Origin of the sequence: Pseudomonas sp. BMW13, from assembly GCF_013357275.1 — a bacterium.
GTDB lineage: Bacteria > Pseudomonadota > Gammaproteobacteria > Pseudomonadales > Pseudomonadaceae > Aquipseudomonas > Aquipseudomonas khazarica.
Genome location: NZ_SUKD01000003.1, coordinates 58,990 through 78,779 on the forward strand (window position 1 = coordinate 58,990; position 19,790 = coordinate 78,779).

At 64.0% G+C, this 19,790-nt stretch carries 16 protein-coding genes; 10 read left to right on the plus strand and 6 right to left on the minus strand.

The genetic code is table 11. The annotated features are described in order from the left end of the window. Positions 1-10: 10 nt before the first annotated feature. The 3 genes from E4487_RS03275 to E4487_RS03285 form a co-directional block, all read right to left on the minus strand. Positions 11-547, minus strand: coding sequence for a DUF4124 domain-containing protein (locus E4487_RS03275; protein WP_134676429.1), 537 nt, complete (start codon positions 545-547; stop codon positions 11-13). A 193-nt stretch (positions 548-740) separates the two neighbouring features. Continuing rightward, positions 741-2,147, minus strand: coding sequence for a glutamate--ammonia ligase (gene glnA, locus E4487_RS03280; protein ID WP_037056518.1), 1,407 nt, complete (start codon positions 2,145-2,147; stop codon positions 741-743). Between the two features lie 142 nt (positions 2,148-2,289). Continuing rightward, positions 2,290-2,478: a hypothetical protein gene (locus E4487_RS03285; protein ID WP_175252705.1), complete on the minus strand. Its 189-nt coding sequence runs from the start codon at positions 2,476-2,478 to the stop codon at positions 2,290-2,292. Here E4487_RS03285 and thiI point away from each other — a divergent pair. Continuing rightward, positions 2,477-3,931: a tRNA uracil 4-sulfurtransferase ThiI gene (thiI, locus tag E4487_RS03290; protein WP_175252706.1), complete on the plus strand. Its 1,455-nt coding sequence runs from the start codon at positions 2,477-2,479 to the stop codon at positions 3,929-3,931. The two genes, E4487_RS03285 and thiI, sit on opposite strands and share 2 nt — an antisense overlap. A 126-nt stretch (positions 3,932-4,057) precedes the next feature. Continuing rightward, a complete protein-coding gene (typA, locus tag E4487_RS03295) occupies positions 4,058-5,878 on the plus strand; it encodes a translational GTPase TypA (RefSeq protein WP_037056512.1) in 1,821 nt (606 codons plus the stop codon). A 231-nt stretch (positions 5,879-6,109) separates the two neighbouring features. Here the strand turns inward: typA and gbcA are convergent, their stop codons facing one another. Further along, positions 6,110-7,402 (minus strand): glycine-betaine demethylase subunit GbcA, encoded by a 1,293-nt coding sequence (gene gbcA / locus E4487_RS03300; protein WP_037056507.1) that lies wholly within the window; start codon positions 7,400-7,402, stop codon positions 6,110-6,112. A gap of 313 nt (positions 7,403-7,715) precedes the next feature. On the opposite strand from gbcA, the gene gbcB reads away from it, so the two are divergent. Then, the gene (gene gbcB, locus E4487_RS03305; protein WP_037056505.1) at positions 7,716-8,819 is read left to right on the plus strand and encodes a glycine-betaine demethylase subunit GbcB; all 1,104 of its coding nucleotides are present in this window, start codon (positions 7,716-7,718) and stop codon (positions 8,817-8,819) included. Positions 8,820-8,864: 45 nt separating this feature from the next. On the opposite strand, the gene E4487_RS03310 is transcribed toward gbcB, so the two are convergent. Next, positions 8,865-9,398: a hypothetical protein gene (locus tag E4487_RS03310; RefSeq protein WP_257229328.1), complete on the minus strand. Its 534-nt coding sequence runs from the start codon at positions 9,396-9,398 to the stop codon at positions 8,865-8,867. A gap of 204 nt (positions 9,399-9,602) precedes the next feature. Then, entirely contained in the window at positions 9,603-10,643 is a 1,041-nt protein-coding gene (locus tag E4487_RS03315; protein WP_175252707.1) for a low specificity L-threonine aldolase, read from the minus strand. Between the two features lie 236 nt (positions 10,644-10,879). Here E4487_RS03315 and E4487_RS03320 point away from each other — a divergent pair, with 236 nt between their 5' ends. The 7 genes from E4487_RS03320 (at position 10,880) to purU (ending at position 19,655) form a co-directional block, all read left to right on the plus strand. Continuing rightward, positions 10,880-11,179 carry a hypothetical protein gene (locus E4487_RS03320; RefSeq protein ID WP_037056501.1) on the plus strand — a complete coding sequence of 100 codons (300 nt, stop codon included), beginning with the start codon at positions 10,880-10,882 and terminating at the stop codon, positions 11,177-11,179. Positions 11,180-11,870: 691 nt separating this feature from the next. Next, positions 11,871-13,124, plus strand: coding sequence for a serine hydroxymethyltransferase (gene glyA, locus E4487_RS03325; RefSeq protein WP_134676433.1), 1,254 nt, complete (start codon positions 11,871-11,873; stop codon positions 13,122-13,124). Positions 13,125-13,257: 133 nt separating this feature from the next. Then, positions 13,258-14,508, plus strand: coding sequence for a sarcosine oxidase subunit beta family protein (locus tag E4487_RS03330; protein ID WP_037056274.1), 1,251 nt, complete (start codon positions 13,258-13,260; stop codon positions 14,506-14,508). A 187-nt stretch (positions 14,509-14,695) separates the two neighbouring features. After that, positions 14,696-15,022: a sarcosine oxidase subunit delta gene (locus E4487_RS03335; protein ID WP_037056275.1), complete on the plus strand. Its 327-nt coding sequence runs from the start codon at positions 14,696-14,698 to the stop codon at positions 15,020-15,022. Further along, positions 15,019-18,042 carry a sarcosine oxidase subunit alpha gene (locus tag E4487_RS03340; RefSeq protein WP_175252708.1) on the plus strand — a complete coding sequence of 1,008 codons (3,024 nt, stop codon included), beginning with the start codon at positions 15,019-15,021 and terminating at the stop codon, positions 18,040-18,042. Before E4487_RS03335 ends, E4487_RS03340 begins: the two co-directional genes overlap by 4 nt. Continuing rightward, entirely contained in the window at positions 18,035-18,664 is a 630-nt protein-coding gene (locus E4487_RS03345; protein WP_037056277.1) for a sarcosine oxidase subunit gamma, read from the plus strand. Before E4487_RS03340 ends, E4487_RS03345 begins: the two co-directional genes overlap by 8 nt. 127 nt (positions 18,665-18,791) lie before the next feature. Beyond that, positions 18,792-19,655, plus strand: coding sequence for a formyltetrahydrofolate deformylase (purU, locus tag E4487_RS03350; protein ID WP_047592001.1), 864 nt, complete (start codon positions 18,792-18,794; stop codon positions 19,653-19,655). The last annotated feature ends 135 nt before the right edge of the window (positions 19,656-19,790 follow it).

Genomic DNA, 19,790 nt, shown 5'->3' on the forward strand with positions numbered 1-19,790 from the left:
ATGGGGTGCTTCACGGCGCGCCACGCGCCGGGCTGTTGACGCTGATGCGCTGCACGGTGAAGGTCTCCGTCGCGCTCTGCTGGACGATGCGATCGCCGGCCATCACCGCGACGGCCAGGCTGTGCTCGCCACGGTCGAGGTTGGTCAGTTGCAGGCTCGGGACATTGCTCGCCTGGCCGTAGGGCTCGCCGTCCAGAATCAGGCGCAGGCGGTGGCCGGCTTGCAGGCGTGGCTGGATGTTCACGCTGACGATGAAGGTGCCGTTGTTGGCGCGCATTGCCTCTTCGTCAGGAATGCCCTGCAGGCTCAGCGCGGAGTAGGGCGCTGCGCTCTGGCTGGTGTCGCTGTCGTGCTTCTGGTCGGCCGGGACGTTCGGCGTCTTCATGTCGACCGTGTTGGTGCGCGGCAGGGTGACGCTCTCGCTGGGCGTGCCTTCCGGTGGCTGATTGGTGAACACCGTGTTGCCGTTGGCGTCGGTGTATTTGTAGATCTGCGCGCTGGCCGGCAGGGCCAGGGCGAGCAACAGGCAGGCGAGTAACGGGCGCATGGGCCGATCCTTCCGCGGATGATGCGCTAAGCCTTGCACTGCTGAGGATTCCTGGCAAGCGCAGGGCGTCGTGGCTGTGATGCCCGGCCCTAAATCAGCTGCGCCGCGTCTGCCTCTGAAATGAAAAAAGCCCCGCCTGGCAGGGCCGGGCGGGGCTTTCGAACGCGCCACCCGAAGGCGGCGCGGCACTGGCTTAGACGCTGTAGTACAGGTCGTATTCCAGCGGGTGTACGAAGGTACGTACCTTGATTTCTTCTTCGCTCTTCAGCTCGATGTAGGCATCGATGAAGTCGTCGGAGAACACGCCGCCCTTGGTCAGGAACGCGCGGCCCTTGTCCAGCTCTTCCAGGGCTTCTTTCAGGCTGCCGCAAACCTGCGGGATCAGCTTGCCTTCTTCCGGCGGCAGATCGTAGAGGTTCTTGTCAGCGGCATCGCCCGGGTGGATCTTGTTCTGGATACCGTCCAGACCGGCCATCAGCAGAGCGGCGAAGGCCAGGTACGGGTTGGCAGCCGGGTCCGGGAAGCGCGCTTCGATGCGGCGGGCTTTCGGGCTGGCGACGTACGGGATACGGATCGAGGCGGAGCGGTTGCGAGCCGAGTAGGCCAGCATGACCGGTGCTTCGAAGCCCGGAACCAGGCGCTTGTAGGAGTTGGTCGACGGGTTGGTGAAGCCGTTCAGGGCCTTACCGTGCTTGATGATGCCGCCGATGAAGTACAGGGCGGTCTCGGACAGGCCGGCATAGCCTTCGCCGGAGAAGGTGTTCTTGCCGTCCTTGGAGATCGACATGTGCACGTGCATGCCCGAGCCGTTGTCGCCGTACAGCGGCTTCGGCATGAAGGTGGCGGTCTTGCCGTAGGCGTCGGCCACGTTGTGCACGCAGTACTTCAGGGTCTGAACTTCGTCAGCCTTGTTGACCAGGGTGTTGAACTTCACGCCGATTTCGTTCTGACCGGCAGTGGCCACTTCGTGGTGGTGCACTTCGACGACCAGGCCCATCTCTTCCATGGCGTTGCACATGGCGGTACGGATTTCGTGGTCGTGGTCGCACGGCGGAACCGGGAAGTAACCGCCCTTGACGGCCGGGCGGTGGCCCTTGTTGCCGCCTTCGACGTCGCCGTCGGTCATCCAGGAACCTTGCTCGGAGTAGATCTTGAACATCGAGCCGGAGATGTCGGACTTGAACTTGACTTCGTCGAAGATGAAGAACTCGGGCTCCGGGCCGACGAATACGGTGTCGCCGATGCCGGTGGACTTCAGGAACTCTTCGGCGCGCTTGGCGATGGAACGCGGGTCGCGGTCATAGCCCTGCATGGTGCTCGGCTCGATGATGTCGCAGACCAGGATCAGGGTCGGTTCTTCGGTGAACGGATCCAGTACGGCGGTCTCGTCGACCGGCATCAGGATCATGTCGGAGGCTTCGATGCCTTTCCAGCCATGGATGGACGAGCCGTCGAACATCTTGCCGTGCTCGAAGAAATCTTCGTCCAGGGCGTCACGGGCCGGCATGGTCACGTGGTGCTGCTTGCCCTTGGTGTCGGTGAAGCGCAGGTCTACCCACTTCACGTCGTGTTCTTTGATCAGTTGAACAGCCTTAGACATGTTGTCCTCCAGGTGGAAAAGGCTCCTATCTATGAGCCTCGAATGTACGGTGAAGCCCGGCGGGATAGTCCGTCAGGGCGACCTGCCTCACAAGGGAGCAAATTGCATGCCAGTGCCCTGTATTGGGCAGAAGCCTGGAAACTCAGGCATGGCGCCGGCTGCGCGGAATTTTCCTGGGAATATTTGCACTGATATGGGGCTGTAAATTATGGCTATGCACGATTTTGGTGCGCGCAGTGTTCGTTGCAGTATTTTTGGTCAAAGCTTGAGCAATTTCCGCTATAATCCGCGCCCCTGTTTTTTCGTCGCCTCGAGCGGGCGCCTTATCCATGAAACTGATCGTCAAAGTTTTCCCTGAAATCACCATCAAGAGTCGCCCGGTGCGCAAGCAGTTCATCCGCCAGTTGGGGAAGAACATCCGTGCCGTGCTGCGCGACCTCGACCCCGCACTGCGGGTGACCGGTGTGTGGGACAACCTGGAGGTCGAGACCGACCTGGACGATCCGCGCCTGCTCGCCGAGATGACCGAACGCCTGCGCAACACGCCGGGCATCGGTCTGTTCCTGGAAGTCAACGAGTACCCGCTGGGTGACCTCGACGAGATCACCGAGCACTGCAAGCGCCACTACGCCGACCAGTTGCCGGGCAAGATCTTCGCCGTGCGTTGCAAGCGCGGCGGCAAGCATGCGTTCAGCTCCATCGATGTCGAGCGCCATGTCGGCAGCCGACTGCGTCAGGAGTGCGCTGCCGCCGGTATCGACCTGAAGAAGCCGGAAGTCGAAGTGCGCATGGAGATCCGCGACCAGCGCCTGTTCGTGGTGCACCATCGCCACGAAGGTCTGGGCGGCTATCCGCTGGGCTCGCTGGAGCAGACCCTGGTGCTGATGAGTGGCGGCTTCGATTCCACCGTGGCGGCTTATCAGATGATGCGCCGCGGCCTGGTCAGCCACTTCTGCTTCTTCAACCTCGGCGGTCGTGCCCATGAGCTGGGCGTGATGGAGGTTGCGCACTATATCTGGCAGAAGTTCGGCCGCTCGCAGCGCGTGCTGTTCATCAGCGTGCCGTTCGAAGAGGTGGTCGGCGAGATTCTCTCCAAGGTCGACAACAGCCAGATGGGCGTGATCCTCAAGCGCATGATGCTGCGTGCCGCGACCCGCGTGGCCGAGCGTCTGGATATCGAGGCGCTGGTGACCGGCGAGGCGATCAGCCAGGTGTCCAGCCAGACGCTGACCAACCTGGCGGTGATAGACTCGGCCACCGACATGCTGGTGATGCGCCCGCTGATCGCCAGCCACAAGCAGGACATCATCGATACCGCCACGCAGATCGGCACCGCCGAGTTCGCCAAGAACATGCCCGAGTACTGCGGGGTGATCTCGGTCAACCCGACCACCAAGGCGCGTGGTTACCGCGTGGAGAAGGAAGAAGCGCAGTTCGACATGGCCATTCTCGAGCGTGCCCTGGAGCGCGCGACCCAGCTGCCGATCGATCGGGTGATCGACGAGCTGGGCAAGGATGTGCAGGTCGAGACCGTTTCCGAGGCGCTGGCCGGACAGATCGTCATCGACATCCGCCATCCCGATGCCGCCGAAGACGAGCCGCTCGAGGTGCCCGGCGTCGAAGTGCAGGCGCTGCCCTTCTATGCGCTGAACAACAAATTCAAGGAACTGGATGAGAATCGCCAGTACCTGCTGTATTGCGACAAGGGCGTGATGAGTCGCCTGCATGCCCACCACCTGCTGAGCGAGGGGCATGCCAATGTGCGCGTTTATCGTCCGGCATAGAACGCCGGGGCTCAATGGCGGGAGTATCCGCCATCGCCCTCCCGACCTCGGGCGCTGATCCCCTTTTCTTCATATTCGTCGTCCAGGCTGGGCGACACACCGAATCCTCTGATCGAGATACACACAGTGATCGAAAATCTGCGCAACATCGCCATCATCGCCCACGTTGACCATGGCAAAACCACCCTCGTCGACAAACTGCTGCGTCTGTCCGGCACCCTCGACCGCAAAGAAGCGGAAAACGAGCGCGTGATGGACTCCAACGACCAGGAGAAAGAGCGCGGCATCACCATTCTGGCGAAGAACACCGCACTGAAGTGGGGCGACTACAACATCAACATCGTCGACACCCCCGGACACGCCGACTTCGGCGGTGAAGTGGAGCGTGTGATGAGCATGGTCGACTCCGTGCTGCTGGTGGTCGACGCTCAGGACGGCCCGATGCCGCAGACCCGCTTCGTGACCCAGAAGGCGTTCAAGGCCGGTCTGCGTCCGATCGTCGTGGTCAACAAGATCGACCGTCCGGGCGCGCGTCCTGACTGGGTCATCGACCAGATCTTCGACCTGTTCGACAACCTCGGCGCCACCGACGAGCAGCTGGACTTCCCCATCGTCTACGCCTCGGCCCTGAACGGCATCGCCGGCATGGATCACGAGAACATGGACGACAACATGGACGCCCTGTTCCAGGCCATCGTCGACCACGTGCCGGCACCGGTCGTCGATGCCACTGGTCCGTTCCAGATGCAGATCTCCCAGCTGGACTACAACAGCTTCCTCGGCGTGATCGGTATCGGCCGCATCGCCCGCGGCACCATCAAGGCCAACAGCCCGGTGACCGCCATCGGCGCCGACGGCAAGAAGCGCAACGGCCGCATCCTGAAGATCATGGGTCACTCCGGTCTGCAGCGCGTCGAAGTGCAGGAAGCCACTGCGGGCGACATCGTCTGCGTATCGGGCATGGACGAGCTGTTCATCTCCGACACCCTGTGCGACCAGAACAACGTCGAGGCCCTGCCGCCGCTGACCGTCGACCAGCCGACCGTGAGCATGACCTTCCAGGTCAACGACTCGCCGTTCGCCGGCAAGGAAGGCAAGTTCGTCACCAGCCGCAACATCAAGGACCGGCTGGACAAGGAGCTGCTGCACAACGTGGCGCTGCGTGTCGAGCCGGGCGAGACTCCTGAGAAGTTCAAGGTCTCCGGCCGTGGTGAACTGCACCTGTCGGTACTGATCGAAACCATGCGCCGTGAAGGCTTCGAACTGGCCGTTGGTCGTCCGGAAGTGGTGATCATCGAGAACGAGGCCGGCGACAAGCAGGAGCCGTACGAGAACGTCACCATCGACATCGAAGAGCAGCATCAGGGTTCGGTGATGGAGCAGATGGGCCTGCGCAAGGGCGATCTGACCAACATGATCCCCGACGGCAAGGGTCGTATCCGCCTGGAGTACACCATCCCGGCACGTGGCCTGATCGGCTTCCGTAACAACTTCCTGACCCTGACCTCGGGCAGCGGCATCCTGACCTCGACCTTCAGCCACTACGGCGCGATCAAGGCCGGTGAAGTGTCCAACCGTCAGAACGGTGTACTGGTCTCCATGGCCACCGGCACCGCGCTGACCTACTCGCTGGAAACCCTGCAGGCGCGCGGCAAGCTGTTCCTCGAGCCGGGCCAGGAAATCTACGAAGGTCAGCTGGCCGGTATCAACAGCCGTGACAACGACCTGGTGATCAACCCCACCAAGGGCAAGAAGCTCGACAACATGCGTGCTTCCGGCAAGGACGAAGTCATCGCCCTGGTGCCGCCGATCAAGTTCACCCTCGAGCAGGCGCTGGAATTCATCGCCGACGACGAGCTGGTGGAAGTGACGCCGAAGTCGATCCGTCTGCGCAAGAAGTACCTGAACGAGAACGACCGCAAGCGTTTCGAACGCGCCAAGGTCTGACGGCAGCTACCAGCAGCACGCTGCAAGTTGCAAGGGAAAGCCCCGCCAGAGCGATCTGGCGGGGCTTTTCATTGTGTGGCGCTCATCGGGCATCGCGCGCCGTGCGGCAAAAGAAAACCCCGGCCTCCTTGCGGAGCCGGGGTTTTGCGTATCTGCCTCAGCCGCGCTGCGGTCGACAGGCCAGCAGCCCGTAGGCCGTCAGTCCGATCAACAGCAGCAGGCTGAGCGTCATCACTCGCCCGCCACCTGGCGCAGCGACTGTGCCGGGGTGTCGCCGAGGTTGTTGAGCATGCGCTCGCTGTACCAGTCGATGAAGTTGATCACGCCGAACTCGTAGGTCTTCGAGTAGGGGCCGGGCTGGTAGGCGGTGGAGTTGATGCCGCGCTGGTTTTCCTCGGCCAGGCGACGGTCCTGGTCGTTGGTGGCGTCCCATACCTGGCGCAGGCGGGCGACGTCATAGTCGACGCCTTCCACGGCATCCTTGTGTACCAGCCACTTGGTGGTGACCATGGTTTCCTGGGCGCTGATCGGCCACACGGTGAAGACGATCATGTGATCGCCCATGCAGTGGTTCCACGAATGTGGCAGGTGCAGGATGCGCATCGAGCCGAGGTCCGGGTCGGTGATGCGGCCCATCAGCTTCTTGCAGCCCTGCTTGCCATCCATGGTCATGGATACGGTGCCCTTGAGCAGCGGCATGCGCACGATGCGGTTGCGCAGGCCGAAGCTGGCGTGAGCGTAGGGGATGTTGTCCTTGTCCCAGCGGGTGGTGCACTCGGCGACCTGATCCTTGAACGCCTGGCTGGCGCGCGGGTCGGTGACGTCGTCCCACTCCAGCAGGGTGTTGAGCAGTTCGGGGTGCGAGCCGTTGCAGTGGTAGCACTCGCGGTTGTTCTCGAGCACCAGCTTCCAGTTGGCCTTCTCCATCAGGGTGGTCTGCACGGCCACCTTGGTGTTCTCCATGTCGTAGGGTTCCATGTAGTGCGTCAGGGTCGCGAGGAACTCGTCGATGGCTGGCGGGTTTTCCGCCAGGGAGATGAAGATGTAGCCACCGGCGGTCTTGCAGGCGACCGGCTTGAGGCTGTAGTCGGCGAGGTTGAAGCCTTCGCCCATCTCGGTGCCGGCGAACAGCAGGCGGCCGTCCAGTTCGTAGGTCCACTGGTGGTAGGGGCAGACCAGCTTGGCGACCTTGCCCTTGTCGCTGACGCACAGGCGCGAGCCGCGATGGCGGCAGACGTTGTGGAAGGCATGCACCTGACCGTCATTGCCGCGCAGGACGATGACCGGGTTGTCGCCGATCTGCAGGGTGAGGAAGTTGCCCTTGGTCGGGATTTCGCAGGTCATGCCGGCGATCAGCCATTCCTTGTGGAAGATCTCCTGCATGTCGACCTGGAACAGGCGCTCGTCGTTGTAGAAGGGCTGTGGCAGCGAGAAGCTGTGGTCGCGCTCGTTGAGCATCTGTGCGGTCGCCTTGCGGACGGGCTCCAGCGGGTCGCCCAGGCTCAGGTTTTGGGTGCAGTCCATGATGACTCCTCATTGGCGGGTGCCTGGCACCTGCCGGAAATAGTGGCTGTTACGGTTGTGCCGCAAGGTGTCGAGCGGTCGCTGCTGCCTGCTCTGGGCACGCATGCTTGGTGAGGCGGAGTGTGGATCCGGCCCGCGCCGAATCCTTATCCATGGGCGACATGGTCGGATGCGTTTCCGACGCGCCGAGCCCCGTGCAATGGGGCAGGTCGCGATAAGCATGCGGATGTCGCTGGTGGATAAATGACGTCCGCCAGCCTTTCGCACAATCCGCTGCAATTAGGCCGATGTCCGGCCCTGTGGAGAGTCGTTCATGACCGCCAACGCCTTCCTCAATCCGGTGACTACCCAGACCTGGACCAATGGCCGCCACATGGTGCGCTGCGTCAAGGTCATTCAGGAAACCTGGGACGTGCGCACCTTCTGCTTCATGGCCGATCAGCCGGTGCTGTTCTTCTTCAAGCCCGGGCAGTTCGTCACCCTGGAACTGGAGATCGAGGGGCAGCCGATCATGCGCTCCTACACCATCTCCAGCTCGCCGTCGGTGCCCTACAGCTTCTCCATCACCATCAAGCGGGTGCCGGGCGGCCGGGTTTCCAACTGGCTGCACGACAACCTCAAGGAAGGCGACGAGGTGCCGGTGCACGGGCCGGTGGGGCTGTTCAACGCCATCGACTTCCCGGCGGACAAGGTGCTGTTCCTGTCCGGTGGGGTCGGCATCACGCCGGTGATGTCGATGGCGCGCTGGTTCTACGACACCAACGCCAATGTCGACATGGTGTTCGTGCACAGCGCGCGCTCGCCGAAGGACATCATCTACCAGCGCGAGCTGGAGCACATGGCCGCGCGGATCAACAACTTCAGCCTGCATGTGATTTGCGAGAAGCATGGCCTGGGCGAGTCCTGGGCGGGCTATCGCGGCTACCTGAACAAGGCGATGCTGGAGCTGATGGCGCCGGACTACCTGGAGCGGGAAATCTTCTGCTGCGGCCCGACCCCCTACATGGGTGCGGTCAAGCGCCTGCTCGAGGCGGCGGGCTACGACATGAGCCGCTACCACGAGGAGGCGTTCGGGCCGACGCCGCCGGAGATTCGTGCCGAGGTCAAGGAGCTGGCCGCCGAGGCGGCCGACGCGCCGGAAGTGCCGGTCGGCGAGCTCAATCAGGTGGAGTTCTCCAGTACCGGCAAGAGCATCCGGGTGGCGCCGGGGGAAACCGTGCATGCGGCGGCGGCCAAGCTCGGCCTGCACATTCCCAAGGCCTGCGGCATGGGGATCTGCGGCACCTGCAAGGTCATGAAGACCTCGGGCGAGGTGGAGATGGAGCACAATGGCGGCATCACCGACGAAGACGTCGCCGAGGGCTACATCCTGTCCTGCTGCAGCGTGCCGAAGGGCGACGTGGCGATCGATTACTGACGCAGCTGCCGGCGGCATGGCGCATCGGGTTTCAGTGGCTCTGCGTCATGGTGTCTGCGGTGGGCTGCAACGCCACTCATGCGTGCCCTCCAGGCGTTCGGCATTCCTCACCGACCAGTTGCCGGCGCTACCGACCAAGCAGAAGCGCTTGTAGAACCACGCTCGTCGATGCTTCTGATCGCCAGCCTGTAGCAGAACCTCATAGATGCCCGGCTCAAGCGCACGAGGTGGGACCCTGGTCTCGAAGGAGGCAACAGGCTGGCCATACTCGATGCAGGTGTCGGGGCGTAGCTGCAAGGTGGAACTCGTGGTGCCGGGTGGCAGGCTGGCTTCCCATGCCTGCGCTGACGGTCGATTGACCTGTACTGCATACAGCTCCACCTGATTCTGGTCGAGGCGAGCGTTGCGAGAAAAGAAGCCAGGCACTTCATAGGTTTCGCTGGCTCCGATGCACAGCGCCTCGTCACGTATCCAGGCACGCGCGTCACCATCATGGTGTCGAGACATCGCATAGCCGTCACACACGCAGACGAGGGCCAGGATCGGCAGTAAAACGCTACGGAAGCAGTTTGCGGTCATTTGGATTGCTCAGAAAATCGCCGAGAACCTATTTGCAGGCGTCCATGCCGGGTACTCGTTTGCCACCGACACGCCTCATGGCGTTACGTGGCCGGTTCGGTCTCATTCCATGATGCATGTCGTTATCTGAGAGAGCAGCCAGAGAGCCGGTGCGGCATGGAAGGGCGCGTTGCGCCGCTGCCATGCTCAGCCAGGGCAGATTGCTCAGGCCCCCATCACTTCGCGGATATCGGCGGCCAGCTGGCGCACGCGGGCTTCGTCGGTATCCCAGCTGCACATGAAGCGTGCGCCGCCGGCGCCGATGAAGGTGTAGAAGCGCCAGCCGCGGGCGGTCAGGGCGGCGATGGCGGGTTCCGACAGCTGCAGGAACACACCGTTGGCCTCCACCGGGAACATCAGGCTGACGCCCGGTACGTCGGCGACCAGCGTGGCCAGCAGTTGCGCGCAGTGGTTGGCGTGGTTGGCATACTTCAGCCAGGCGTCGTCCTGCAGGATGCCGACCCAGGGTGCCGACAGGTAGCGCATCTTCGAGGCCAGCTGGCCAGCCTGCTTGCAGCGGTAGTCGAAGTCCTCGGCGAGGGCCTTGTCGAAGAAGATGATGGCTTCGCCCACGGCCATGCCGTTCTTGGTGCCGCCGAAGCACAGCACATCGACGCCGGCTTTCCAGGTCAGCTCCGCCGGGCTGCAGCCGAGGAAGGCGCAGGCGTTGGAGAAGCGGGCACCGTCCATGTGCAGGTGCAGGCCGAGTTCCTCGCAGGTCTGGCTGATGGCGCGGACCTCTTCGGGGCGGTAAACGGTGCCGACCTCGGTGGCCTGGGTGAGGGTCACCACGCGCGGTTTCGGGTAGTGGATGTCCTGGCGCTTGAGTGCCACGTCGCGAATCGCCTGCGGGGTCAGCTTGCCGTTGTCGGTCCGGGCCAGCAGCAGCTTGGAGCCGTTGGAGAAGAACTCCGGCGCGCCGCATTCGTCGGTCTCGACGTGCGCGGTCTCCGAGCAGATCACGCTGTGGTAGCTCTGGCACAGCGAGGCCAGGGCCAGGGAGTTGGCCGCTGTGCCGTTGAAGGCGAAGAACACCTCGCAGTCGGTCTCGAACAGGCGGCGGAAGTGATCGGCGGCGCGCGCCGTCCACTCGTCATCGCCGTAGGCGCGCTGGTGGCCCAGGTTGGCTTCGGCCATGGCTGCCCAGGCTTCGGGACAGATGCCGGAATAGTTGTCGCTGGCGAATTGCTGGGCATTGTCGGGCATTGGCGCGTTCCTTCTGAGTCGCAGCCGGCGAGGGTGCCGGCAAAGCCACCACTTTACTCCGTGGCTGGTGGGATGGACGTCCGTGGCGGCGACGACTTGTTGTGTCGATGCGTACTGCCGGGTCGGATCCTGAATGACTGTTCGCCGCAGGGAGGGAACTCGTGTCGGCGGATGGTGTTCCCACTACAGAGGGCGGCATCTGGCCCGTCTTCCGCAATCAAGAGAAGGAGTTTCATATGACCTATCGTCACCTGCTCGCCATCGCGCTGCCACTGGTCGTGGCCGTACCCGCCTCCGCCGCCGAGTGGTCCGACAATGCCAAGACCGAGTTCGTGCAGCAGTGCATCGCGGGCGCCCCGGCAGGCTACGAGGAGCCACAGCTGAGGGCGTATTGCGACTGCGCCGCGACCAAGGTCAGTCAGGAATTCAGCGAGGCCGAGCTGCAAGCCATGAGCCGTCAGTCGCCGCCTGATCAGGCCATGCAGCAGCGTCTGGTGAATGCGTCCAGCAGCTGCAGCGGCAAGCTCAAGCCTTGAGTCGCATTGAGCAAATAGCACACGCTTGCGCCGGAGCCGCATCGGCTCTGGCCTGGCGCCGGTTTTCCACAGACAGCCCACAGCACTGCTCACAGTATTTGTGCACAAGCAGATGCTATCTCATTGATCCTGCTCGATTTTTGCTCTCGCCTCGGTAAGCCCCGCCAGCACTGGCCTGGGCCGTTAACCGAACAGTCTATGCACAGCTTCATCCACATAATCTGTGCATATCCCCAGCGTTCCTCCCCTTGTCGTCCTGGTCGCAGGTGGACAACTCCGCCCGCGCGCAGCCCTGGGTGGATATCGATCAGTTCAGCGTACGTCAGGCTCTGCGCGGCCCCTGGCCTGGTATGGACAGCTTTTCCACAGGCTGTTCCACTGCTTCTGTGTATGTCTCTGGTTGTTAACTTATTGATATTGCTCGGGAAATGACCTGATTTCGGGAGCCCGCGTGGCATCGGCCCTGCGCCCGCTTGTGCACCGCTTATCCACCGAACGATCCCCGTTTTCTGTGCGCAAGAGGCGTCGCCTGGTTGGTGCTTCCGTTTGCGACAGAGGCATGTCGCAAACGAATGCTCTCGCGGCGTTGGCAGGCATTTGAGGGGGCAGGGCCGGCCCTACCATCGCTGCAAATGGGCCTGCCGGCCCGCCCGACCAAGACCGCCGCCAGCAGGCGCGCAGGAGAATCGAGATGTTCAGCAAACAGGACCAGATCCAGGGTTACGACGACGCGTTGCTCGCCGCCATCAATCAGGAAGAGCGCCGTCAGGAAGAGCACATCGAGCTGATCGCTTCGGAGAACTACTGCAGCCAGCGTGTCATGGAGGCGCAGGGCAGCGGCCTGACCAACAAGTACGCCGAAGGCTATCCGGGCAAGCGCTACTACGGTGGCTGCGAGTACGTCGACAAGGTCGAGCAACTCGCCATCGACCGTGCCAAGGAACTGTTCGGCGCCGATTACGCCAACGTCCAGCCACACTCCGGTTCCTCGGCCAACAGCGCCGTCTACCTGGCGCTGCTGAATGCCGGTGACACCATCCTGGGCATGAGCCTGGCCCATGGCGGTCACCTGACCCACGGCGCCAAGGTGTCGTCCTCGGGCAAGCTGTACAACGCGGTGCAGTACGGCCTGAACCCGGCCACCGGCCTGATCGACTACGACGAGGTCGAGCGCCTGGCCGTGGAGCACAAGCCGAAGATCATCGTGGCCGGCTTCTCCGCCTACTCCAAGACCCTCGACTTCCCGCGCTTTCGCGCCATCGCCGACAAGGTCGGTGCCCTGCTGTTCGTCGACATGGCCCACGTCGCCGGCCTGGTGGCCGCCGGCCTGTACCCGAATCCGATTCCGTTCGCCGACGTGGTCACCACCACCACGCACAAGACCCTGCGCGGCCCGCGTGGCGGCCTGATCCTGGCCAAGGCCAACGAAGAGATCGAGAAGAAGCTCAACTCCGCCGTGTTCCCCGGTGCCCAGGGTGGCCCGCTGATGCACGTCATCGCGGCCAAGGCGGTGTGCTTCAAGGAGGCCATGGAGCCGAGCTTCAAGGCCTACCAGCAGCAGGTGATCGACAACGCCCAGGCCATGGCCGAAGTGTTCGTCGAGCGTGGCTACGAGGTGGTCTCCGGCGGTACCGACAACCACCTGTTCCTGCTCAGCCTGATCAAGCAGGGGCTGACCGGCAAGGAGGCCGATGCGGCCCTGGGCCGTGCCGGCATCACCGTGAACAAGAACGCCGTGCCGAACGACCCGCAGTCGCCGTTCGTCACTTCCGGCATCCGTATCGGCACGCCGGCGGTGACCACCCGTGGCTTCAAGGTCGCGCAGTGCCAGGCGCTGGCGGGCTGGATCTGCGACATCCTCGACCACCTCGGCGATGCCGACGTCGAGGCGCAGGTTGCCAAGCAGGTGGCCGCACTGTGCGCGGATTATCCGGTGTATCGGTAATTCGCAGGGTGGAAGGCGCTGCTCCTTCCGCCCGCTATCGGTGGATCGATGAGGCGCGATCCACTTCAAGTGACCCTCTCCCCCGGCCCCTCTCCCGCAAGCGTGAGAGGGGAGTAAAAACTGGAGCATGCCCATGCAACGTTATTCCGGCTTCGGCCTGTTCAAGCACTCGTTCAGCCACCATGAGAACTGGCAGCGCATGTGGCGCAATCCGACGCCCAAGCCGGTGTACGACGTGGTCATCGTCGGCGGTGGCGGTCATGGCCTGGCCACCGCCTACTACCTGGCCAAGGAGTTCGGCGTGAAGAACGTCGCGGTGGTCGAGAAAGGCTGGCTCGGTGGCGGCAACACCGCGCGCAACACCACCATCGTGCGCTCCAACTACCTGTGGGACGAATCCGCGCATCTCTACGAGCATGCGATGAAACTGTGGGAAGGCCTGTCCCAGGACCTGAACTACAACGTCATGTTCTCCCAGCGCGGTGTCTACAACCTGTGCCATACCCTGCAGGACATGCGTGATGCCGAGCGTCGCGTCAGTGCCAACCGCCTCAACGGCGTGGATGGCGAGCTGCTCGACGCCAGGCAGGTCGAGGCGGAGATTCCCTACCTGGACTGCAGCAAGAACACCCGCTACCCGATCATGGGCTCCACCGTGCAGCGTCGCGGCGGCGTGGCCCGTCACGATGCCGTGGCCTGGGGCTATGCCCGTGCGGCCGATGCGGCCGGTGTCGACCTGATCCAGAACACCGAGGTGATCGGTTTCCGCAAGCAGAACGGCGCGGTGATCGGCGTGGAGACCAACAAGGGCTTCATCGGCGCCAAGCGCGTCGGCGTAGTCACTGCCGGTAACTCCGGGCACATGGCCGGGCTCGCCGGTTTCCGCCTGCCGCTGGAATCCCACCCGCTGCAGGCGCTGGTATCCGAGCCGATCAAGCCGATCATCGACAGCGTGATCATGTCCAACGCCGTGCACGGCTACATCAGCCAGTCGGACAAGGGCGACCTGGTCATCGGTGCCGGTATCGACGGCTACAACGGTTATGGTCAGCGTGGCTCCTACCCGACCATCGAACACACCCTGCAGGCCATCGTCGAGATGTTCCCGGTGCTTTCGCGGGTGCGCATGAACCGCCAGTGGGGCGGCATCGTGGACACCTGCCCGGACGCCTGCCCGATCATCTCCAAGACGCCGGTGGACAACCTGTTCTTCAACTGCGGCTGGGGTACCGGTGGCTTCAAGGCCACGCCGGGCTCGGGCCACGTGTTCGCCGCCAGCCTGGCCAAGGGGGAGATGCACCCGCTGGCCAAGCCGTTCTCCATCGATCGTTTCCACACCGGTGCACTGATCGACGAGCACGGCGCGGCTGCCGTGGCTCACTAAAACGCGCGTAGCGCAAAACCGATGACCCTCTCCCGCTTGCGGAAGAGGGTGGCCCGAAGGGCCGGGAGAGGGTGACGCGGCCAGCACCGCACGCCCTCTCCCCCGACCCCTCGCCCACGGGTGGGCGAGGGGAGACCAGATAAACCCCGTTGGCATCTGCGAGCGGGGAGCGTTTCAGGAGGCCACCATGCTGCACATCTTCTGCCCCTACTGTGGCGAACAGCGCTCCGAAGAGGAGTTCCATGCCAAGGGCCAGGCGCATATCGCCCGCCCGCTCGACCCCGATGCCTGCAGCGATGCCGAGTGGGGCGAGTACATGTTCTTCCGCGACAACCCGCGCGGTATCCACCATGAGCTGTGGGTACACGCGGCCGGTTGCCGCAAGTATTTCAACGTCACCCGCCACACCGTGACCTACGAGATCCTCGAGACCTACAAGGTCGGCGAGCAGCCCTCGGTCACCGCAGCCGGCGCCTCCGAGAAGAAAGCCGTGGCAGAAGGAGTAACGGCATGAGCCAGGTCAATCGTCTTGCCAAGGGTGGTCGTATCGACCGCAGCCAGCCGCTGAGCTTCAGCTTCAACGGCCAGAACTATCAGGGCTACGCGGGCGACAGCCTGGCGGCCGCACTGCTGGCCAACGGTGTCGACATCGTCGGTCGCAGCTTCAAGTATTCGCGTCCGCGGGGCATCGTCGCGGCCGGCAGCGAAGAGCCCAATGCCGTGCTGCAGATCGGTTCCCGCGAAGCCACGCAGATCCCCAACGTGCGCGCTACGCAGCAGGCCCTGTACGGCGGCCTGGTGGCCAGCAGCACCAACGGTTGGCCGAGCGTCAACACCGACCTGATGGGCATTCTCGGCAAGGTCGGCGGGGGCATGATGCCGCCCGGCTTCTACTACAAGACCTTCATGTACCCGCAGAACCTGTGGCTGACCTACGAGAAGTACATCCGCAAGGCGGCGGGCCTGGGCCGTTCGCCCACCGAGGTCGACCCGGATATCTACGACCAGCTGAACCAGCACTGCGACGTGCTGATCGTCGGCGCGGGGCCGGCCGGCCTGGCTGCCGCACTGGCCGCCGGTCGCAGTGGTGCCCGCGTGATCCTCGCCGATGAGCAGGAAGAGTTCGGCGGCAGCCTGCTCGACACCCGGCAGACCCTCGATGGCAAGCCGGCCAGCGACTGGGTGGCCAAGGTGGTCGCCGAGCTGGAGAGCCTGCCGGAAGTGACCCTGCTGCCGCGTGCCACGGTCAACGGTTATCACGACCACAACTTCCTGACCATCCATCAGCGCCTCACCGATCACCTCGGCGAAGTCGCGCCCATGGGCCAGGCGCGCCAGCGCATGCACCGCGTGCGCGCCAAGCGCGTGGTCCTGGCCAGTGGTGCGCACGAGCGGCCGCTGGTGTACGCCAACAACGACGTGCCGGGCAACATGCTCGCCGGCGCCGTGTCGACCTACGTGCGCCGCTACGGCGTGGCGCCGGGCAAGGCCCTGGTGCTGTCGACCAACAACGATTACGCCTACCGCGTGGTGCTCGACTGGCTCGACGCCGGTCGCCAGGTGGTGGCCGTGGCCGACGCGCGCAGCAATCCGCGTGGTACCTGGGTCGAAGAGGCGCGCTCGCGTGGCGTGCGCATCCTGACCGGCAGTGCGGTGATCGAGGCGCGCGGCAGCAAGCGTGTCACGGGTGCCCGTATCTGCGCCATCGACGTCAAGAGCCACAAGATCACCAGCCCCGGCGAAGTCGTGGACTGCGACCTGATCGTCAGTTCCGGCGGCTACAGCCCGGTGGTGCACCTGGCTTCCCACCTGGGCGGTCGTCCCGAGTGGCGCGAGGACATCCTCGGTTTCGTCCCCGGTGCGGGCAATGGCATTCAGCAGCGCATCGATGCCGGTGCGGTGAACGGCGTGTTCGGTCTCGGCGACGTGCTGGCCAACGGCTTCGAGGCCGGTGCCAAGGCCGCCGCGGATACCGGTTACAAGGCCGTCAGCGACAGCCTGCCGAAGGCCAGCATCCTCAACGAAGACCCGATGCTGGCGCTGTTCCAGGTCCCGCACGAGAAGAACACCGCGCGTGCGCCGAAGCAGTTCGTCGACCTGCAGAACGACGTCACCGCCGCCGGCATCGAGCTGGCCACCCGCGAAGGCTTCGAGTCGGTCGAGCACGTCAAGCGCTATACCGCGCTGGGCTTCGGTACCGACCAGGGCAAGCTGGGCAACATCAACGGTCTGGCCATCGCGGCCCGTTCCATGGGCATCAGCATCCCGCAGATGGGCACCACCATGTTCCGCCCGAACTACACCCCGGTGACCTTCGGCGCCGTGGCCGGCCGTCACTGTGGTGCGCTGTTCGATGCCAAGCGCTACACCGCGATGCAGGCCTGGCATGTCAGCCACGGCGCCGAGTTCGAGGACGTCGGCCAGTGGAAGCGTCCCTGGTACTTCCCGAAGAACGGTGAGGACCTGCACGCCGCCGTGGCCCGCGAGTGCCTGGCGGTGCGCAACAGCGTGGGCATTCTCGATGCCTCCACCCTGGGCAAGATCGACATCCAGGGCCCGGATGCGCGCGAGTTCCTCAACCGCGTCTACACCAATGCCTGGACCAAGCTGGACGTGGGCAAGGCCCGCTACGGCCTGATGTGCAAGGAAGACGGCATGGTCTTCGACGACGGCGTGACCGCCTGTCTGGCCGACAACCATTTCGTCATGACCACCACCACCGGCGGCGCGGCGCGCGTGCTCGAGTGGCTGGAGATCTACCACCAGACCGAGTGGCCGGAACTGAAGGTGTTCTTCACCTCGGTCACCGACCACTGGGCCACCATGACCCTGTCCGGCCCGAACAGCCGCAAGCTGCTGGCCAAGGTCACCGACATCGACCTGGACAAGGACGCCTTCCCGTTCATGAGCTGGAAGGAAGGCCTGGTCGGCGGCGTGCCGGCGCGGGTGTTCCGCATCTCCTTCACCGGCGAGCTGAGCTACGAGGTGAACGTGCAGGCCGACTACGCCCTGGGCGTGTGGGAGCAGATCATCGAGGCGGGCAAGGAGTTCGACCTGACCCCCTACGGCACCGAGACCATGCACGTGCTGCGCGCCGAGAAGGGTTTCATCATCGTTGGTCAGGATACCGACGCCTCGGTGACGCCGGACGACCTCAACATGGGCTGGTGCGTCGGCCGCACCAAGCCGTTCTCCTGGATCGGCAAGCGTGGCATGAACCGTGACGACTGCCTGCGTGAAGACCGCAAGCAGCTGGTCGGGCTGAAGCCGGTCGATCCGAACAAGGTGCTGCCGGAAGGTGCGCAACTGGTGTTCGATCCGAAACAGTCCATCCCGATGCAGATGGTCGGCCACGTCACCTCCAGCTACATGAGCGCGGCCATGGGCCACAGCTTCGCCATGGCCGTCGTCAAGGGCGGGCTCAAGCGCATGGGTGAGCGGGTGTTCGCCCCGCTGGTCGATGGCAGCGTGATCGAAGCCGAAATCTGCAGCTCCGTGTTCTATGACCCGAAAGGGGATCGCCAGAATGTCTAACGTCAACCTGTTCCAACAACGTCCCGCCGACATCGCCGGGCAATCCCCGCTGCATCACGCCGGCCTGCACGAGCTGGCCGGCAAGGGCAGCAAGAGCGCCGGCGTGACCCTGCGCGAGAAGAAGCTGCGCGGTCATCTGGTGATCCGTGGCGACGCCAGGGACGCGGCGTTCTCCGGTGGCATCCACAAGGCCGTCGGCCTGGAGCTGCCGGTGGCGCTGACCCTGGTGGCCGATGGCGACACCTCGCTGCAGTGGCTCGGCCCTGACGAATGGTTGCTGATCGTGCCCGGCGGCACCGAGTTCGACGTCGAGCGCAAGCTGCGCGAGGCGCTGGACGGCCAGCTGTTCTCGGTGGTCAACGTCAGCGGCGGGCAGACCCTGCTGCAGCTCTCCGGGCCCAAGGTGCGCGAGATGCTGATGAAGTCCACGTCCTACGACGTGCACCCGAGCAACTTCCCGGTCGGCAAGGCGGTGGGCACCGTGTTCGCCAAGTCGCAGCTGGTGATTCGCCATGTCGGCGAGGACACCTGGGAGCTGGTGATCCGGCGCAGCTTCGCCGACTACTTCTGGCTGTGGCTGCAGGATGCCTGCGCCGAGTACGGGTTGGCGGTCGAGGCTTGATATCCAACGGCTCCCTCTGGGGAGGCGGGAAGGGCAGACCGCGTTGACTCGGATAGCCCTCTCCCCGACCCCTCTCTCATGAACGGGAGAGGGGTGAACAGCAACGGAGTTTGTCTCGGAGATTGTTATGGGCCGCACCCCCGATACCTGGATTCTCACCGCTCACTGCCCGAGCGTGCTCGGCACCGTGGACGCGGTGACGCGCTTTCTCTTCGAGCAGCACTGCTACGTCACCGAGCACCACAGCTTCGATGATCGGCTGTCGTCGCGCTTCTTCATCCGCGTGGAGTTTCGTCAGCCGGATGGCTTCGACGAGCAGGCCTTCCGCGACGGCCTGGCCGAGCGCCTGGCGCCGTTCCAGATGCAGGTCGAGCTGACCCCGCCGGGCTATCGCGCCAAGGTCGTGCTGATGGTCTCCAAGGCTGACCACTGCCTCAATGACCTGCTCTATCGCCAGCGCATCGGCCAACTGGCCATGGACGTGGTGGCGGTGGTCTCCAACCACCCGGACCTCGAGCCGCTGGCGCGCTGGCATGGCATTCCCTATCACCATTTCCCGCTCGATCCGGCCGACAAGCCGGCGCAGGAGCGCAAGGTGCTCAAGGTGATCGAGGATACCGGTGCCGAACTGGTGGTGCTCGCCCGCTACATGCAGGTGCTGTCGCCCGAGCTGTGCAAGAAGCTCGATGGCTGGGCGATCAATATCCATCACTCGCTGCTGCCCGGCTTCAAGGGCGCCAAGCCCTATCACCAGGCCTACCAGAAGGGGGTCAAGCTGGTCGGTGCCACGGCGCACTACATCAACAACGACCTCGATGAGGGGCCGATCATCGCTCAGGGCGTGGAGGCGGTGGATCACGCCCATTACCCCGAGGACCTGATCGCCAAGGGGCGTGACATCGAGTGCCTGACCCTGGCGCGTGCGGTCGGTCATCACATCGACCGCCGCGTGTTCCTCAACGCCAACCGCACGGTGGTGCTCAACGCCTGAGGACGGATCACCGGTAACCCGGACGCAAACCGGGGAAATTCTCGTTCACCGCCCTGCCAGGCTTTACCGGCGGTGACCGGCAACAGACGAAAGAAGCTCCAGTGCAAGGCCGCGTGGCCCTTCGGTCGCGTCTTG

Coding starts and splice junctions, on each gene's coding strand:
- E4487_RS03275 (WP_134676429.1), bottom strand. CDS start 547: ATGCGCCCGTTACTCGCCTGCCTGTTGCTCGCCCTGGCCCTGCCGGCC.
- glnA (WP_037056518.1), bottom strand. CDS start 2,147: ATGTCTAAGGCTGTTCAACTGATCAAAGAACACGACGTGAAGTGGGTA.
- thiI (WP_175252706.1), top strand. CDS start 2,477: ATGAAACTGATCGTCAAAGTTTTCCCTGAAATCACCATCAAGAGTCGC.
- E4487_RS03285 (WP_175252705.1), bottom strand. CDS start 2,478: ATGGATAAGGCGCCCGCTCGAGGCGACGAAAAAACAGGGGCGCGGATT.
- gbcA (WP_037056507.1), bottom strand. CDS start 7,402: ATGGACTGCACCCAAAACCTGAGCCTGGGCGACCCGCTGGAGCCCGTC.
- gbcB (WP_037056505.1), top strand. CDS start 7,716: ATGACCGCCAACGCCTTCCTCAATCCGGTGACTACCCAGACCTGGACC.
- E4487_RS03310 (WP_257229328.1), bottom strand. CDS start 9,398: ATGACCGCAAACTGCTTCCGTAGCGTTTTACTGCCGATCCTGGCCCTC.
- E4487_RS03315 (WP_175252707.1), bottom strand. CDS start 10,643: ATGCCCGACAATGCCCAGCAATTCGCCAGCGACAACTATTCCGGCATC.
- E4487_RS03320 (WP_037056501.1), top strand. CDS start 10,880: ATGACCTATCGTCACCTGCTCGCCATCGCGCTGCCACTGGTCGTGGCC.
- glyA (WP_134676433.1), top strand. CDS start 11,871: ATGTTCAGCAAACAGGACCAGATCCAGGGTTACGACGACGCGTTGCTC.
- E4487_RS03330 (WP_037056274.1), top strand. CDS start 13,258: ATGCAACGTTATTCCGGCTTCGGCCTGTTCAAGCACTCGTTCAGCCAC.
- E4487_RS03335 (WP_037056275.1), top strand. CDS start 14,696: ATGCTGCACATCTTCTGCCCCTACTGTGGCGAACAGCGCTCCGAAGAG.
- E4487_RS03340 (WP_175252708.1), top strand. CDS start 15,019: ATGAGCCAGGTCAATCGTCTTGCCAAGGGTGGTCGTATCGACCGCAGC.
- E4487_RS03345 (WP_037056277.1), top strand. CDS start 18,035: ATGTCTAACGTCAACCTGTTCCAACAACGTCCCGCCGACATCGCCGGG.
- purU (WP_047592001.1), top strand. CDS start 18,792: ATGGGCCGCACCCCCGATACCTGGATTCTCACCGCTCACTGCCCGAGC.